15 protein-coding genes are annotated in these 15312 nt (G+C 72.1%); 7 read left to right on the top strand and 8 right to left on the bottom strand.

The genetic code is table 11. The features are described from left to right. Nucleotides 1-166 precede the first annotated feature (166 nt). Nucleotides 167-1510, bottom strand: a complete 1344-nt coding sequence (locus BX283_RS07495) for an ROK family protein (protein WP_101386863.1) — start codon at nucleotides 1508-1510, stop codon at nucleotides 167-169. Between the two features lie 221 nt (nucleotides 1511-1731). Between BX283_RS07495 and BX283_RS07490 the strand changes: the two genes are divergently transcribed. From BX283_RS07490 to BX283_RS07475, 4 genes are read left to right on the top strand one after another with little or no spacing between them, the layout of a single operon-like run. Next, entirely contained in the window at nucleotides 1732-3048 is a 1317-nt protein-coding gene (locus tag BX283_RS07490) for a sugar ABC transporter substrate-binding protein (RefSeq protein WP_101386862.1), read from the top strand. Beyond that, on the top strand, nucleotides 3045-4076 hold the full coding sequence (locus BX283_RS07485; protein WP_101386861.1) for a carbohydrate ABC transporter permease: 1032 nt from the start codon (nucleotides 3045-3047) through the stop codon (nucleotides 4074-4076). Before BX283_RS07490 ends, BX283_RS07485 begins: the two co-directional genes overlap by 4 nt. Next, nucleotides 4069-4926, top strand: a complete 858-nt coding sequence (locus BX283_RS07480) for a carbohydrate ABC transporter permease (protein ID WP_101386860.1) — start codon at nucleotides 4069-4071, stop codon at nucleotides 4924-4926. The genes BX283_RS07485 and BX283_RS07480 overlap by 8 nt, the downstream gene beginning before the upstream one ends. 35 nt (nucleotides 4927-4961) lie before the next feature. Then, entirely contained in the window at nucleotides 4962-6326 is a 1365-nt protein-coding gene (locus BX283_RS07475; RefSeq protein ID WP_101386859.1) for a GH1 family beta-glucosidase, read from the top strand. Between the two features lie 5 nt (nucleotides 6327-6331). Here BX283_RS07475 and BX283_RS07470 read toward each other — a convergent pair whose 3' ends face one another. After that, the gene (locus BX283_RS07470; protein WP_101386858.1) at nucleotides 6332-6811 is read right to left on the bottom strand and encodes an NUDIX domain-containing protein; all 480 of its coding nucleotides are present in this window, start codon (nucleotides 6809-6811) and stop codon (nucleotides 6332-6334) included. A 135-nt stretch (nucleotides 6812-6946) separates the two neighbouring features. Here BX283_RS07470 and BX283_RS07465 point away from each other — a divergent pair, with 135 nt between their 5' ends. Beyond that, nucleotides 6947-8116: a phosphodiester glycosidase family protein gene (locus tag BX283_RS07465; RefSeq protein ID WP_101386857.1), complete on the top strand. Its 1170-nt coding sequence runs from the start codon at nucleotides 6947-6949 to the stop codon at nucleotides 8114-8116. A 46-nt stretch (nucleotides 8117-8162) separates the two neighbouring features. Here the strand turns inward: BX283_RS07465 and BX283_RS07460 are convergent, their stop codons facing one another. Next, nucleotides 8163-8939, bottom strand: coding sequence for a GNAT family N-acetyltransferase (locus BX283_RS07460; RefSeq protein ID WP_101386856.1), 777 nt, complete (start codon nucleotides 8937-8939; stop codon nucleotides 8163-8165). A 145-nt stretch (nucleotides 8940-9084) separates the two neighbouring features. Between BX283_RS07460 and BX283_RS07455 the strand changes: the two genes are divergently transcribed. Continuing rightward, the gene (locus tag BX283_RS07455) at nucleotides 9085-10215 is read left to right on the top strand and encodes a sensor histidine kinase (protein WP_101386855.1); all 1131 of its coding nucleotides are present in this window, start codon (nucleotides 9085-9087) and stop codon (nucleotides 10213-10215) included. A gap of 36 nt (nucleotides 10216-10251) precedes the next feature. After that, nucleotides 10252-10920 (top strand): response regulator transcription factor, encoded by a 669-nt coding sequence (locus tag BX283_RS07450; RefSeq protein ID WP_101386854.1) that lies wholly within the window; start codon nucleotides 10252-10254, stop codon nucleotides 10918-10920. Nucleotides 10921-10932: 12 nt separating this feature from the next. Here BX283_RS07450 and BX283_RS07445 read toward each other — a convergent pair whose 3' ends face one another. The 5 genes from BX283_RS07445 to dhaL all read right to left on the bottom strand — a co-directional run bounded on the left by BX283_RS07445 (nucleotide 10933) and on the right by dhaL (nucleotide 15265). Next, nucleotides 10933-11367, bottom strand: coding sequence for a MarR family winged helix-turn-helix transcriptional regulator (locus tag BX283_RS07445; protein WP_257582169.1), 435 nt, complete (start codon nucleotides 11365-11367; stop codon nucleotides 10933-10935). A 121-nt stretch (nucleotides 11368-11488) separates the two neighbouring features. Next, on the bottom strand, nucleotides 11489-12025 hold the full coding sequence (locus BX283_RS07440) for a PadR family transcriptional regulator (protein ID WP_101386853.1): 537 nt from the start codon (nucleotides 12023-12025) through the stop codon (nucleotides 11489-11491). Between the two features lie 38 nt (nucleotides 12026-12063). Further along, the gene (locus BX283_RS07435; RefSeq protein WP_101386852.1) at nucleotides 12064-14085 is read right to left on the bottom strand and encodes an NADPH-dependent 2,4-dienoyl-CoA reductase; all 2022 of its coding nucleotides are present in this window, start codon (nucleotides 14083-14085) and stop codon (nucleotides 12064-12066) included. A 170-nt stretch (nucleotides 14086-14255) separates the two neighbouring features. Continuing rightward, the gene (locus BX283_RS07430; protein ID WP_101386851.1) at nucleotides 14256-14672 is read right to left on the bottom strand and encodes a PTS-dependent dihydroxyacetone kinase phosphotransferase subunit DhaM; all 417 of its coding nucleotides are present in this window, start codon (nucleotides 14670-14672) and stop codon (nucleotides 14256-14258) included. Next, nucleotides 14669-15265: a dihydroxyacetone kinase subunit DhaL gene (dhaL, locus tag BX283_RS07425; RefSeq protein ID WP_101386850.1), complete on the bottom strand. Its 597-nt coding sequence runs from the start codon at nucleotides 15263-15265 to the stop codon at nucleotides 14669-14671. Before dhaL ends, BX283_RS07430 begins: the two co-directional genes overlap by 4 nt. Nucleotides 15266-15312: the final 47 nt, after the last annotated feature.

Below are 15312 nucleotides of genomic sequence, written 5' to 3'. Positions count from 1 at the left end.
CACCCAGATGGTTCTCCGGCGTTACCGACACGTCAAGAGTTGTACGCGGACGGGTTGTTGGGGACGGGGCCGGAGGCGGAGCCGAGGCCCGGGGGGCCAGGGGCGGTCGTGCCCGCGCGTACCGCTTCCCTGCCCCCGCGCCGGTGAAGGCACCCCCCCGATGCCGTCAGCGTGCGGCGCGCTCCTCGACCGACGCCCGCCAGCCGGGCTGCTCGGGGACGACGGGTGCCCCGTCGCCCGGTGCGCGGCGGCCGCCGCGCGCGAAGAAGTCGGCCAGTGGCAGGGTCGCGGCGCCGACCGTGACCGCGTCCGGGCCGAGCCGCCCGAGCTCGATGGTGACGCGCTCGGCGGGGTGCCGCAGGGCGTAGGCGGTGGCGTGCGCGCGCACCGACTCCAGGATGTACGGGCCGAGTTGGAGCCCGGCCCAGCCGCCGATGAGGATGCGCTCGGGGTTGTAGAGGTTGATGAGGTCGGAGAGTCCGGCGCCGAGGTACTCGGCGGTCTCGTCGAGCACGGCCCGCGCGACGGGGTCCGCGTCAGACTCGCCCGCGCTTGCCGTCTCCTGGTCAACTCCCTCCGGGTACGCCGCCGTCACCAGCGCCGACACGGCCGCCTCCTCCTCGATGCCGTCCGGCAGGACGGCGCCCGCCTCGCGCCAGCGGGCGACCAGGGCCTCCGCCCCCGCGTACGCCTCCAGGCAGCCGGGCGCACCGCACCGGCAGCGGCGGCCGCGGACATGCACCGTGGTGTGGCCCCACTCCGCGGCGCTGCTGTGCGCACCCCCGTAGATCTGCCCGTCGGAGACGATGCACGCGCCGACGCCCGAGCCGAACAGGACGATCACCGCGTTCTCGGCGCCGCGCCCGCCGCCGAACCACATCTCGGCCTGGCCGAGCGTCTTGGCGCCGTTCTCCACGAACAGGCCGACACCCGGCGGGAGTTCGGTGGCGAGCGCGGTGCGCAGCAGGGCCTCCAGCGGGACCGCGTCCCAGCCGATGGTCTGCCCATGCACCACGGCTCCCTCGGCGCCGCTGCGGTCGACGATGCCCGGGACCCCGACGCCGATGCCGAGCAGGCGCCCGGGTGCCAGGGCGGCGTCGCGCAGCACGGCGGCCACCCCGTCGCGGATGAGGCCGACGATGTGGTTCACGTCGTAGCCGCCGGACTCCAACGGCAGGTCGGCGCGGGCCAGTTCGCTCATCACCAGGTCGAAGAGCTCGACGCGGACGCGGGTCTCGCCGACGTCCACCCCGATGAGGTGGCCGCTGTCGCGGGCGACCCGGAGCAGGGTGCGCGGTCGGCCGCCGTCCGAGTCGACGACGCCGGCGTCCTCCAGGAGCCCTTCGGCGGCGAGCTCGGTGACCACGTTGCTGATGGAACCTGAACTCAACCCGGTGGCGGGACCGAGCGCCTGACGGCTCGTCGGACCGTCGAAATACAACCGTTGCAATACCGCGGTCCGGTTGTCCCGCCGCAGGTCACGAACGGTTCGTCTGTTCGGCATGGCCATATGGCTCCCTCCCTGCGTGCAACATACCGTCGCGCGGGGCCTTGACGCGACCTTCCCTCGGGTCTTAACTCACGTCCTAAATTAAGGCGTGAGTCCGTTCAGGGCTTGAACTCAACCTGCCCTGAAACCCCCCAAGTTTGGAACCCGACCACCTTTGGACCCCCCGGACCACCCTCTGGTATCCGACCACCTCTGGAACCCCGGAAAGGGGCGATCCCGTCATGCGCAGACTCCGAGCCGCGGCTGCCTTCGCGACCGTCACCGCTCTCGCCGCCACCGCGAGCGCCTGCGGTGGCGGATCCGACACAGGAGGAGCGGGCGGCAACGACTCCCCGAAGTCCCTGACGTACTGGGCGTCCAACCAGGGGCCGAACATCGAGGCGGACAAGAAGATCCTGACCGCCGAGCTCAAGAAGTTCGAGCAGCAGAGCGGGATCAAGGTCAAGCTTGAGGTCGTCCCCTGGTCCGACCTGCTCAACCGCATCCTCACCGCCACCACCTCCGGCCAGGGCCCCGACGTACTGAACATCGGTAACACCTGGTCCGCCTCGCTCCAGGCCACCGGTGCGCTCCTGCCGTGGGACGGGGCGGCGTTCGACGCGATCGGCGGCCGGGCGCGGTTCGCGGACTCCGCGGTCGCCGCGGCCGGCGCCCCGGGCAAGGACCCGGCGGCCGTCCCGCTGTACTCGCTGTCGTACGCGCTCTACTACAACAAGAAGATGTTCGCCGACGCGGGGATAGCGAAGCCGCCCGCGACCTGGGACGAACTCGTCGCGGACGGCAAGCGGCTCTCCAGGGACGGCAAGTGGGCGCTCGGCGCCGAGGGCGCCAACCTCGCCAACAACATCCACCAGGTGTTCGTCCTGGGCAAGCAGCACGGCGCGGACTTCTTCGACTCCGCCGGGAAGCCCACCTTCACCTCGGACGGCGCGGTCGCCGCGGTGAAGCAGTACGTCGACTTCATGGCCAAGGACAAGATCGTCGCGCCGGGCAGCGCCGAGTACGCCCAGAACCAGTCGCTGCGCGACTTCTCGACCGGCCGGACCGCCATGGTGCTGTGGCAGGCGGCCGCCTCCACCTTCGCCGCGCAGGGCATGAAGCCCGAGGACTGGGGCGTCGCCACGGTGCCCGTCCCGGCCGGGACCCCGGACGCTGCCAGGAACGTCAACTCGATGGTGGCGGGCATCAACATCTCCGTCTTCAAGAACACCCACAACCGTGAGGGCGCCCTGAAGTTCGTGAAGTTCATGACCAGCGACGAGGAACAGAAGATCCTCAACAGGACGTACGGCTCGATCCCGCCGGTCAAGGCCGCACAGCAGGACCCCGTCTTCGGCGCCCCCGACACCTCGGTGCTCAAGGAGACGCTGCTCAAGAGCGCCGCCCCGCTGCCGCAGGTCCCCGAGGAGTCCCAGTTCGAGACCGCCGTCGGCACCGCCGTGAAGGACCTGTGGGCCGACGCGGCGGCGGGCCGCGCGGTCACCACCGAGTCCGTGAAGGCGGCCCTCACCAAGGCCCAGCAGCAGATGCCGAAGTGAGCGCCCCCGTGACCCCGCCGACCCCCGCGCCCACCGCCGTCGGCGCACAGGTCCCGCCGGAACGCGCCGAGCGGTCCGGGCCGCCACGGGCCCGCCGCCGTGGCCCCCGCACCCCCGGCCGGATCCGCCGCGCGAGCCTGCCGTATCTGCTCCTGCTCCCGGCCCTCGCCCTGGAACTCCTCATCCACCTGGTGCCGATGGTCATCGGCGTCGTGATGAGCTTCAAGACGCTCACCCAGTTCTACATCCGCGACTGGACCACCGCGCCCTGGGCCGGATTCGACAACTACAGGATCTCCGTCGACTTCTCCGCGCCCGTCGGCAAGGACCTGCTCGACTCCTTCGTCACCACCTGCCTGTTCACCGTGGCCTCGGTCGCCCTGTGCTGGCTGCTGGGCACGGCGGCGGCGGTCTTCATGCAGGAGAGCTTCCGCGGCCGGGGCCCGCTGCGCGCGCTCTTCCTCGTCCCGTACGCACTGCCGGTCTACGCGGCCGTCATCACCTGGGCGTTCATGTTCCAGCGCGACAACGGGCTGGTCAACCACGTCCTGCACGACCAACTCGGACTCGGCGGCGACCGCGCGTTCTGGCTGATCGGCGACAACAGCCTCTACGCGCTGCTCACCGTCTCGGTCTGGAAGGGCTGGCCGTTCGCCTTCCTCATCGTGACGGCCGGGCTGCAGAACATCCCCAAGGAGCTGTACGAGGCCGCGGCGATCGACGGGGCCGGGATGTGGCAGCAGATCCGCCGGATCACGCTGCCGGCGCTCCGGCCGGTCAACCAGGTCCTCGTCCTGGTGCTGTTCCTCTGGACGTTCAACGACTTCAACACGCCGTACGTGCTGTTCGGGCGCTCGGCGCCGAAGGCGGCGGACCTGGTCTCCCTCCACATCTACCAGTCGTCGTTCGTCACCTGGAACTTCGGCACCGGCGCCGCGATGTCGGTGCTGCTGGTGCTGTTCCTGCTCGTGGTGACGGGCGGCTATCTGCTCCTGACGTCCAGGGGAAGGAAGTCCGCGGATGCCTAGCCCGAGCCCCACCGCCCCGCCCCGCTCCTTCGTCTGGTCCCGGCGCGTCTTCCTCACCCTGCTCACCGGCTTCGTGCTGCTGCCGGTGTACGTGATGGCGAGCAGCTCGCTCAAGCCGTTGCAGGACGTGTCGGGGCGGTTCCGCTGGCTGCCCAGCGGGCTGACCGTGCGGCCCTACCTCGACATCTGGAAGACCGTCCCGCTCGCCGAGTACTTCGTGAACTCGCTGATCGTGGCGGGTGCGGCGACCGTCCTGTCCGTCGTGGTCGCGGTCTTCGCGGCGTACGCGGTGAGCCGCTACCGCTTCCGCGGCAGGCGCGTGTTCACCGTGACCGTCCTGTCCACCCAGATGTTCCCCGGCATCCTCTTCCTGCTGCCGCTGTTCCTGATCTTCGTCAACGTCGGCAACACCACCGGAGTCGCCCTCTACGGCTCGCGCGGCGGACTCATCCTCACCTATCTCACCTTCTCGCTGCCCTTCTCCATCTGGATGCTGATCGGCTACCTCGACTCGGTCCCGCGCGACCTCGACGAGGCGGCGATGGTCGACGGCTGCGGGCCGCTGGGCGCGCTCCTTCGGGTGGTGGTCCCGGCGGCGGTCCCCGGGATCGTGGCGGTCGCGGTGTACGCGTTCATGACGGCGTGGGGCGAGGTCCTGTTCGCCTCGGTGATGACGAACGACACCACCCGCACCCTCGCCGTGGGCCTCCAGGGCTACGCCACCCAGAACGACGTGTACTGGAACCAGGTCATGGCCGCGTCGCTGGTCGTCAGCGTGCCGGTGGTCGCCGGGTTCCTGCTGCTCCAGCGCTATCTCGTCGCCGGGCTCACGGCCGGCGCCGTGAAGTGACGGACCGTCACCCCCACTTCCCCGAAAGGATATTCGTGACCGAGCCCATCGACCTCGCCGCCCTCCCGGAGGACTTCGCCTGGGGTGTGGCCACCTCCGCGTACCAGATCGAGGGGGCCGTGGCCGAGGACGGCCGAGCCCCCTCGATCTGGGACACCTTCTCGCACACCCCCGGGAAGGTCGACGGCGGCGACCACGGTGACATCGCCTGCGACCACTACCACCGGTGGCGCGAGGACATCGCGCTGATGAAGGAGCTCGGCGTCACCTCGTACCGCTTCTCGCTCGCCTGGCCGCGCATTCTCCCGGGCGGCGACGGGCCGGTCAACCGGGCGGGGCTCGACTTCTACTCCCGTCTCGTCGACGCCCTCCTGGAAGCCGGGATCACCCCCAACGCCACGCTCTACCACTGGGACCTGCCCCAGGCCCTCCAGGACCGGGGCGGCTGGCCCGCCCGGGACACCGCCGAACACTTCGCCGCGTACGCGTCCGTCGCCGCCGAAGCCCTGGGCGACCGGGTCCCGCTGTGGGCCACGCTCAACGAGCCGCTCTGCTCGGCGTGGATCGGCCACCTCGAAGGGCGGATGGCGCCCGGCCTCACCGACATCACGGCCGCCGTCCGCGCCTCGTACCACCTGCTGCTCGGCCACGGTCTGGCCACCCGGGCGCTGCGCGCCGCCGCGCCCGCCGCCCAGGTCGGCATCGTCAACAACCTGTCGACCGTCGAGCCCGCCACCGGGTCCGAGGCGGATCTCGCCGCTGCCCGCCGGATGGACGGCCACACCAACCGCTGGTGGCTCGACCCCGTGCACGGCCGGGGCTTCCCCGCCGACATGAGGGAGGTGTACGGGGTGGAGCTGCCCGAGCGCCCCGGCGACCTCGCGGCCATCGCCGAGCCGCTCGACTGGCTGGGCCTCAACTACTACTTCGGCGTGCGCGTCGCCGACGACCCGCACGGCCCGTACCCCTTCGCCCGCCAGGTCCCCCGCCCCCGCCTGCCGCGCACCGGCATGGGCTGGGAGGTCGACGCGAGCGGCATCGAGACCCTGTTGATGCGGCTGACCGACGACTACGGCGCCCGCCGGATCCACGTCACCGAGAACGGCTCGGCCTACCCCGACGCCGTACGGCCCGACGGCACCGTCCACGACCCCGAGCGCGTCCAGTACCTGCGCGCACACCTGGCGGCCTGTGCCCGCGCCGCCCGCAGGGGCGCCCCGCTCGCCGGGTACTACGCCTGGTCGCTCCTGGACAACTTCGAGTGGGCGTACGGCTACGACAAGCGGTTCGGCCTGGTCCACGTCGACTACGCCACCCAGAAGCGAACGGTCAAGGGCAGCGGGCGCCACTACGCCGAGATCATCGCGGGCCACCGCCGCCGCGCCCAGCGCGCGGCCTGAGCCTCTCAGGTGCGGCCGGACTCCTGGAGGTAGGCGGCCAGCCGGTCGAGGAAGACCCGCTGCCCCGCCACCAGCCGGGGCGACGCGTCCTCGGGCGCGAACCAGGCGAAGCGGTCCATCTCGGGGAACTCCTGCTGCACGCCCGAGCCCCGGGGCCACTCCATGGTGAAGGTGCCGGGCACCACGCCCGAGAGGTCGAGGTCGGCCTGGAGCGCCCAGACCGTCACCACCTTCCCGTTGGCCTGCCGCGACTCGCCGAGCGGCACCGGGGTGCCCTCCGGGGCGGGCAGCCCCAGCTCCTCCTCGAACTCGCGCAGGGCCGCCGCCTCGGGAGTTTCCTCCGGGCCGTACTCGCCCTTGGGGATCGACCAGGCGGCCTCGTCGCGGCCGGACCAGAACGGGCCGCCCATATGCCCGATCAGCACGTCGACGCCGGTCGTTGCGGTCCGGTAGAGGAGGAGCCCCGCGCTGCGTTTCTCGGCCATGGCGACCAGTGTGCGGGCTGATTGGGCTCCGGGCGATCGGGTTATAGCAGAAAGAAGACATATATCTGGGCATTTCGGACGCGTGTCCGCCCGGAACCACCTCGGATCCCGGAACCACCTCGGAGAGGGAGCGCCATGGCCCGTCGCCGACTGCTGCCGTGGAGACACCGCCGCGATCTGACGCCGTCCCAGCGGCGCCGGCGCCGCCTCGCGGTCCGGTCCACGCTGGCGGTGTGCGTGCTCGGCGCCGGGACCGTGGGCTGGTCGGTGGGCGAGGCACTGACCTATCCGGGTGACGACAGCACGGCGGCGCGCCTGGCGGGCTGGGCCCGCGAGCACGAGCTGGGCTTCGTCGTCGACAAGCTGGAGAACCTCCAGTACGAGATGGACCCGCCGAAGGTCGGCGGCTCGCTGCCGAGCGAGTCCCTTGCCCGGATGCGCGCGGCGGCCGTCGCCCCGCCGGTCGCGGCGCGCGGCGGGCCGCCGCTCCGGGCCCCGATGCGGCCGCTGGTCGCCCCGGCACTGCCCGGCGAGGGCGTCTGGCGTGCACTGGCCTCGGCTCACGGCCGCCCGATCGTGCAGGGCACCTATGTGCGCCCCGACGCCGCCCACACCTCGTACGAGGCGGCCGTCGCCTGGATCAGCGCCAAGGACTCACGCTTCCGGCTGCACCCGGGACTGCGCGAGCCGGGCGGGTCATTCGCCGTCCCGCCCAGCATCCCCAAGGGGCAGCGCACCGGACTGGTGGCGTCCTGGAACGGCGGCTTCAAGATCACCGACGGCGGCTCCCGGGGCGGCTTCCACCTCGCGGGGAAGACCGTCGGCGAGCTCCGCGACGGCGCCGCCTCCGAAGTCTTCTACCGCGACGGCTCGATCCGCGTCGGCGTCTGGGGCCGGGACGTGCGGATGACCCCCGAGGTCGTCGGGGTGCGCCAGTGCCTCGACCTGATGGTCGACGGCGGCCGGGTGGTGCCCGACATCGACAACGACTCCAAGTGGGGCGCCACCGACCAGAGCAGGATGTACGTGGCCCGCTCCGGCGTCGGCGTCACCGCCGAGGGCGATGTGATCATGGTCGTCGGCCAGGCGCTCTCGGCCCGTACGCTCGCCGAGCTGATGGAGCGCGCGGGCGCGGTCCGTGCGATGCCCCTGGACATGAACCGCGCCTGGCCGTCCTTCATGAGCTACGACGGCGGCCGCACCCCGGACGACCCCGTGCCCACCAACATCCTGGACTTCGAGAACCCCCCGGAGCGCTACTACAACCAGGCCACCCGCGACTTCGTCGCCGTGTACGCCCGCTGAGGCCTGTTGGTGAGCGCCAACTTTTGAGCGCCAACGGGCGCCCCGGTCACGGCTGGTGGACGTAGGGCGTGGTCGTGCTCAGCCGGGCGAAGCCCAGGCGGCGCAGGATCGGGGCGCTCCGGTCGGAGGCGTCGACCTGGAGGAAGCGGTAGCCGCGCTCGGCGGCGACGCGGGCGCGGTAGGAGACCAGCGCCCGGTAGATGCCCTTGCCGCGCCAGGCTTCGGCGGTGCCGCCGCCCCACAGCCCGGCGAACTCCGTCCCCGGGATCAGCTCCATACGGGCCGCGCTCACCGGCACCCCGTCGGCCATCGCCACCACCGCTACCAGGGTGTCGGGGGCCTCGGCGAGCTGGAGCTCCATGCGCCGGGCGAGCAGGGACGAGTCCTGGCCGAACGCCTGCTCGTGGGCGGCCGTCATCAGCGCGACCCCGGCCCTGTCGGTCACCGGCACCAGCTCGACGCCCTCGGGCAGCGCCACCGCGCCCGTCTGGTCCTTGCTCTCCGCGACCATCAGGGCCTCGGCGGGCTCGGCCGTGAACCCGGCCGCCAGCAGCCGCTCGCCGAGGTCGCCCGGGGTGTCGTGCGCGTACAGCTTCCACTCGAACTCGCGGCCGAGCGAGGCGAAGTGCCGTACCTGCTCGGCGATCTCGCGGTCGGCGCACTCCTCGTCGAGGTCCGACCAGAGGACGCCGTTCCAGACGGGATCCGGCCCGGTCTGCCGCACGACCCGGCCCACGCGCTCGACCCGGGCGCCGGGGCCGTCGGGCGGCGAGGTCTCGCGCATCTGCCGGTCGAACAGGGCCAGCACGTCTTCGTTGTCCATGCGCCCACTCCAACACCGGCGGGCGGCTGTGACAAACGGGTTTCGGACCGCTGCGGAAGGAGTGGATCCGTCTACAACTTCTGCGGTAGTCCGTGCACCGCAACCGGTTGACGCCGCGCGTCTGACCTGCAATTAGGCTGCGGTAATGCGGATCCGCCCCGTTGCCGCCGATGTGTTCATCGCGCTGGCACAGACGTGTGTCGCCGTGCTGCTGGGCCGGGAGGCCGCCAGCCAGGGGCAGCCCCCGCTCGACCTGCTCGGATACGGGCTCGCCGTGGTCATCAACATGGCGTGCGCGTTCCGTTCCAAGGCGCCGGTGGGCGTGTGCCTCTTCGTCATCGCGACGTGGACGCTCTATATCGCGCTGGGGAATTGGCCGGTCGTGGGCACATACGGCGGAATGATCGCGTGTTATACCGTCGCCGCCACCCGCCCCGCCCGCACCTCCGTCAGCTGCGCCGGGGTGCTCGGCGCGGTCTGGCTGTTCGCGGGGTTCCGGGCCGGGAGCGACTCCATGCCGTCCGTGGTCGTCCAGGCCCTCGCCGTCCCGGCCGTCATCTGGCGGTTCGGCCGGGTGGCCCGCCGCTCCACCAAGCTCGCCGACCAGCTCGCCAAGGAGCAAGAAGCCCGGGCCCGGCGCGAGGTGGCCGAGGAACGCGGCCGGATCGCACGGGAGTTGCACGACATCATCGCCCACCACATGTCGGTGATATCGGTCCAGTCGGGTCTGGCCCGTTTCGTCTTCGACTCCGACCCGCCCACCGCGCGCGGCGCGCTCGGTACCATCTCGGCCACCAGCCAGGAGGCCCTGGAGGAACTGCGGCGCATGCTGCACGTGTTGCGCGCCGAGGACCTCGACGGCGAGCCGTCGGCTCCGATGCCGGGCCTGTCACGTCTGTCGGACGTGGTGGAGCGGCTGCGGGCCGGAGGTCTGCCGGTCGAGCTGCGGGTCCAGGGGCAGGCGCGGACCCTGGCGCCCGGCGTCGACCTGTGCGCGTACCGGGTGGCGCAGGAGGCGCTCACCAATGTCCTGAAACATGCGCCCGGCGCACGGACGACCGTGGAAGTCTGTTACGAGCGGAACCATGTCTCGCTCGCCGTCGTGAACGAGGGTACGAGAGCGAATCCGGTCGGAAACCGATCGGGTAGTGGACATGGGTTGATCGGAATGCGGGAGCGAGCCAAGCTCTACGGCGGCACGATCAGTACCGGCCCGAGGAGCGAGGGAGGCTTCGAGGTCCGGCTGCTCCTGCCGACATCGGCCCAGCCCGTATGACACGGCCCGTATGACACAGGGGGAAGACGCGCTGCCATGACCAGGGCACTCGTGGTCGACGACCAGTTCCTCGTCCGGGCCGGTCTGGTCGCGCTGCTGAGAGCGGCGGGCATCGACGTCGTCGGCGAGGCGAGCGACGGCGAGGAGGCGGTCGCCCAGGCGGCGCGGACCCGCCCCGACGTGATCCTGATGGACATCCGGATGCCCGGGATGAGCGGCATCGCCGCCACCGAGCGGATCCTCGCGGACGCCGAGGACCCGGCGCCGCGCATCCTCATCCTCACCACGTTCGACCTCGACGAGTACGTGTACTCCGCGCTGCGGGCCGGTGCCTCGGGGTTCCTGCTCAAGGACTCGGGGCCGGAGCGGCTGCTCACGGCGGTCGCGGCGGTCGGCGGCGGCGACACCCTCTTCGCGCCGAGCGTCACCCGGCGCCTGGTGGAGGCCTTCGCGCGGCCCGTCGAGCGCTCGCCGCACCTCTCGGCGGACCTGGACGCGCTCACCGCCCGCGAGACCGAGGTCCTCAAGCTCACCGCGCGCGGCCTGTCGAACCTGGAGATCTCCGACCACCTCTTCATCAGCGAGGCGACGGTCAAGACCCATCTGAACCGGGCCATGAGCAAACTGGACCTCGCCAGCCGGGCTCAGGCGGTGGTGCTCGCGTACGAGTCGGGGCTGGTCACGCCGGGCGGGGGAGCGAGGTAGCTCCCCGAGCGGTCAACTCCCGTCGGGAGCCGTGCTGTTGTAGCGGAGCAGATAGGCGGCGAACCGTTCGAGGTCGGCCTCCTCCCAGTCCGCGAGGCGCTCGTGGAAGGCGTGCCGGCGCAGCACCGCCGCCTCGGCGAGCTTCTCGGTGCCGGCGGCGGTGAGGTGGAGGAGCTGGATGCGGTGGTCGGCCGGGTCGGTGCGGCGCTCGATGAACCCCAGCTTCTCCAGGGCCGCGATCTGCCGGCTGATCGTCGACTTGTCGAGCATGTAGTACGTGGCGAGGTCGGTCGCGCGGCACCCCTGCTGGTCCTCCATGTGGGACAGCAGCGTGAAGGAGACCAGGGACAGCTCCGGGTGCATCCGCGCGGCGGCGGCCCGGGCGCGGCGGGCGAACGCGGTCAGCTCCCGCTGGATGGTGGTGACCGACTGGTCTCGGCTGGGCACGGCTGGTCCTCTCACTGGCTAGTTGCATAATACAACGCCTGTGGAGGGGGTGCTCGTCCGTCACGCGGGGGACCGGCTCACGGGGCGTGGCTCGCGGGGGCCGGTCCCGCGGGGGCCGGGCTCACTCCTCCCCGTCCACCGTATCCAGCGCCTGCGTCAGCCAGCGGATCCAGAATGTCTCCAGTTCGATGCCGCCGCGCAGCACCAGGTGCCGCAGCCGGTCCTGCTCGCTGTCCCGCTCCGGCGGGAAGTCCCGCCGCTCGATCCCCTCGTACATCTCCAACTGCCGCTCGTGCAGGTCGAGGTGGCGGCGCAGCTCGGCGGTGAGCCCGTCCGTGCCGACCACCGCCGCCGCCCGCATCCGCAGCAGCAGCGGGTCCCGCATGGGGCGGGGGTCCTGCCCGGCGGCGGCCCACGCGGCGAGCTCCGCGCGGCCCGCGGGCAGGACCTCGTACTCCTTCTTCTGGCCGCGCGCCGGGGCCTCGGACGGCAGTGCGCGGATGGCCCCGGACTGCTCCAGCTTGCCCAGCTCGCGGTAGATCTGCTGGTGCGTCGCGGACCAGAAGAAGCCGAACGACCTGTCGAACCGGCGGGTCAGCTCCAGCCCCGAGGAGGGCTTTTCGAGCAGGGCGGTCAGGATCGCGTGCGGGAGGGACATGACCGCATCCTAGATTCCGCCGCCCGGCCCGAGCGCCGTCAGAGGGTCGCCGCCAGCCGGGTGCCCTGGTCGATGGCGCGCTTGGCGTCCAGCTCGGCGGCCACGTCCGCGCCGCCGATCAGGTGCACGGTGGCGCCCGCCGCCGACAGCTCCTCGTACAGGTCGCGGCGCGGCTCCTGCCCCGCGCACAGGACCACGGTGTCCACCGGCAGCACCGTGGAGGTGCCGTCGACGGTGATGTGCAGCCCGGCGTCGTCGATGCGGTCGTAGCCGACGCCCGGCACCATCGTCACGCCCCGGTGCTTCAGCTCGGTGCGGTGGATCCAGCCGGTGGTCTTGCCCAGACCCGCGCCGACCTTGGAGGTCTTGCGCTGGAGCAGGTGCACCGTGCGCGGCGGCTTGGGCCGCTCGGGCGCGCGCAGCCCGCCGCGCTCCTCGTACGAGGTGTCGACGCCCCACTGCCGGAAGTACGTCTCGGGGTCCAGGCTCGCCGCGTCGCCGCCGTCCGTGAGGAACTCGGCCATGTCGAAGCCGATGCCGCCCGCGCCGACGATCGCCACCCGCTCGCCGACCGGCGCGCCGTCGCGCAGCACGTCCAGGTAGGTGAGAACGCTGGGGTGGTCGGAGCCGGGGATCTCGGGGGTGCGGGGCGTCACGCCGGTGGCGACGACGACCTCGTCGTAGCCGCCGGAGGTCAGCTCACCGGCGGTCGCCGTGGTGTTCAACCGGACGTCCACGCCGCGCAGTTCGAGCTGCGTACGGTAGTAGCGCAGCGTCTCGTCGAACTCCTCCTTGCCGGGGATCCGCTTGGCGATGTTCAGCTGGCCGCCGATCTCCGCGGCCGCGTCGAAGAGGGTGACCGCGTGGCCGCGCTCGGCCGCCGAGACCGCGAAGGCGAGCCCGGCCGGGCCCGCGCCGACCACCGCGAGGTTCTTGCGGCGCCTGGTGGGGGAGAGGACCAGCTCGGTCTCGTGGCAGGCACGCGGGTTGACCAGGCAGGAGGTGATCTTCCCGCTGAAGGTGTGGTCCAGACAGGCCTGGTTGCAGCCGATGCAGGTGTTGATGGTCTCGGAGCGCCCGGCGGCCGTCTTGGCGACGAACTCGGGGTCGGCCAGGAACGGCCGCGCCATCGACACCATGTCCGCCCGGCCCTCGGCGAGCAACCGCTCGGCCACCTCGGGGGTGTTGATGCGGTTGCTGGTGATCAACGGGATGGAGACGGACCCCATCAGCTTCTTGGTCACCCAGGTGTACGCGCCGCGCGGCACCGAGGTCGCGATGGTCGGGATGCGGGCCTCGTGCCAGCCGATGCCGGTGTTGATGAGGGTCGCCCCGGCCTCCTCGATGGCCTTGGCGAGCGTGACGACCTCCTCCAGGGTGGAGCCGCCGGGCACCAGGTCCAGCATGGAGAGCCGGTAGATCAGGATGAAGTCCGCACCGACCCGCTCCCGCGTACGGCGGACGATCTCGACGGGGAAGCGCATCCGGTTCTCGTACGAGCCGCCCCAGCGGTCGGTGCGCCGGTTCACGGCGCCCGCGATGAACTCGTTGATCAGATAGCCCTCGGAGCCCATGATCTCGACGCCGTCGTACCCGGCGGACTTCGCCAGCTCGGCCGCGCGGACGAAGTCCTCGACGGTCCGCTCGACCTCGTCGTCGGTCAGGGCGTGCGGCACGAAGGGGCTGATGGGGGCCTGGAGCGCGCTCGGCGCCACCAGGCCCTGGTGGTAGGCGTACCGGCCGAAGTGCAGGATCTGCATCGCGATCCGACCGCCCGCCGCGTGCACCGCGTCGGTGACCGTGCGGTGCTGGGCGGCCTCGGCCTCGGTGGTGAGCTTGGCGCCGCCCTCGTACGGGCGGCCGGCGTCGTTGGGGGAGATGCCGCCGGTGACCATGAGGCCGACCCCGCCGCGCGCCCGCTCGGCGTAGAACGCCGCCATCCGCTCGAAACCGTTCTCGGCCTCTTCGAGCCCGATGTGCATGGACCCCATCAGCACCCGGTTGGGAAGGGTGGTGAAGCCCAGGTCGAGGGGGCTCAGCAGGTGGGGGTAGTCGCTCATCGGGGCGCCTCCAGGTACGGCGGTGTCGTCGCTCCAGTTGTAGAGCACGGGGAGCGCTTGTGCAACAAGTTGCATAAAGGCGCCCCGGCGCTCGCGGGCCGGACGCCCGAGGGCCCGGCGGGAACGTCCCGCCGGGCCCTCGCACACGTGCCGCGGATCACACCTTCTCGTCACACCTTCCGGTAGCCGTACGCCTCCGATGCGGCCGCCTCCACGGCGTCCAGGTCCGCCCCGGCCGAGGCGGTCACGACGGCCGCCACCGCGCCCTCGACGAAGGGGGCGTCCACGAGCCGCGCCCCCTCCGGCAGCTCGTCGCCCTCGGCGAGGAGCGCCTTCACGGTGAGCACCGCGCTGCCCAGGTCCACCAGGACCGCCACGCCCGCGCCCCGGTCGACGGCGGCCGCCGCCTCGGCGATCAGCTCGGAGCTGGTGCCGAGGCCGCCGTCGGGGGTCCCGCCCGCGGCCGCGACGGGAGCGGTCGTCCCCCCGCCCGCGAGACCGGTCGCGAGCGCGGCGACAGCGGCGGCGACCTCCGCGCTGTGGGAGACGAGCACGACCCCGACGAGCCCGCCCGCGCTCCCGCTCACGCGGCGGCCTCCTGGAGAGCCCCGATGAGCAGCGCCGACGAGGTCGCCCCCGGGTCCTGATGGCCGATGGAACGCTCGCCCAGATAGCTGGCCCTGCCCTTGCGGGCCTGGAGCGGTACGGTCGCGAGCGCCCCGGCCTCCGCTGCCGCACTCGCCGCCGCGAAGGACTCACCGAGCGCCTCGACGGCCGGGAGCAGCGCGTCCAGCATCGTCTTGTCCCCGGCGGCTGCCCCGCCCAGCTGCGCCACCGCCGCCACGCCCTCGCCCAGCGCGGCGGCGAGCTCCTCGCGGCTCACCTCGGCCCGGTCGCCGAGCGCCTTGCCGGTGCGGCGCAGCAGCGTCCCGTACAGCGGTCCGGAGGCGCCGCCCACGGTCGAGATCAACTGCCGCCCGGCGAGGGCGAGTACGGCGCCCGGGGTGTCCGGCGCCTCCTTCTCCAGGACGGCGGTGACGGCCGTGAAGCCGCGCTGGAGGTTGGCGCCGTGGTCGGCGTCGCCGATGGCCGAGTCCAGTTCGGTCAGCCGCGCCGCCTCCCGGTCCACGGCCGAGGCCGTCACGGTCATCCAGCGGCGGAAGAAAGCGGCGTCGAGCACGGGCCCTCCTTGAGGTGTACGGACTTGGGGTGTACGGGCGTGGGGAG

This window comes from Streptomyces sp. TLI_146 (assembly GCF_002846415.1).
Taxonomy (GTDB): Bacteria; Actinomycetota; Actinomycetes; order Streptomycetales; family Streptomycetaceae; genus Streptomyces.
This window is presented reverse-complemented; position numbering and strand designations above follow the sequence as displayed.

Bases quoted from the DNA above. Each gene is read 5' to 3' on its own strand.
- BX283_RS07495 (WP_101386863.1), bottom strand. From the start codon at position 1,510: ATGGCCATGCCGAACAGACGAACCGTTCGTGACCTGCGGCGGGACAAC.
- BX283_RS07490 (WP_101386862.1), top strand. From the start codon at position 1,732: ATGCGCAGACTCCGAGCCGCGGCTGCCTTCGCGACCGTCACCGCTCTC.
- BX283_RS07480 (WP_101386860.1), top strand. From the start codon at position 4,069: ATGCCTAGCCCGAGCCCCACCGCCCCGCCCCGCTCCTTCGTCTGGTCC.
- BX283_RS07470 (WP_101386858.1), bottom strand. From the start codon at position 6,811: ATGGCCGAGAAACGCAGCGCGGGGCTCCTCCTCTACCGGACCGCAACG.
- BX283_RS07465 (WP_101386857.1), top strand. From the start codon at position 6,947: ATGGCCCGTCGCCGACTGCTGCCGTGGAGACACCGCCGCGATCTGACG.
- BX283_RS07460 (WP_101386856.1), bottom strand. From the start codon at position 8,939: ATGGACAACGAAGACGTGCTGGCCCTGTTCGACCGGCAGATGCGCGAG.
- BX283_RS07455 (WP_101386855.1), top strand. From the start codon at position 9,085: ATGCGGATCCGCCCCGTTGCCGCCGATGTGTTCATCGCGCTGGCACAG.
- BX283_RS07450 (WP_101386854.1), top strand. From the start codon at position 10,252: ATGACCAGGGCACTCGTGGTCGACGACCAGTTCCTCGTCCGGGCCGGT.
- BX283_RS07440 (WP_101386853.1), bottom strand. From the start codon at position 12,025: ATGTCCCTCCCGCACGCGATCCTGACCGCCCTGCTCGAAAAGCCCTCC.
- BX283_RS07435 (WP_101386852.1), bottom strand. From the start codon at position 14,085: ATGAGCGACTACCCCCACCTGCTGAGCCCCCTCGACCTGGGCTTCACC.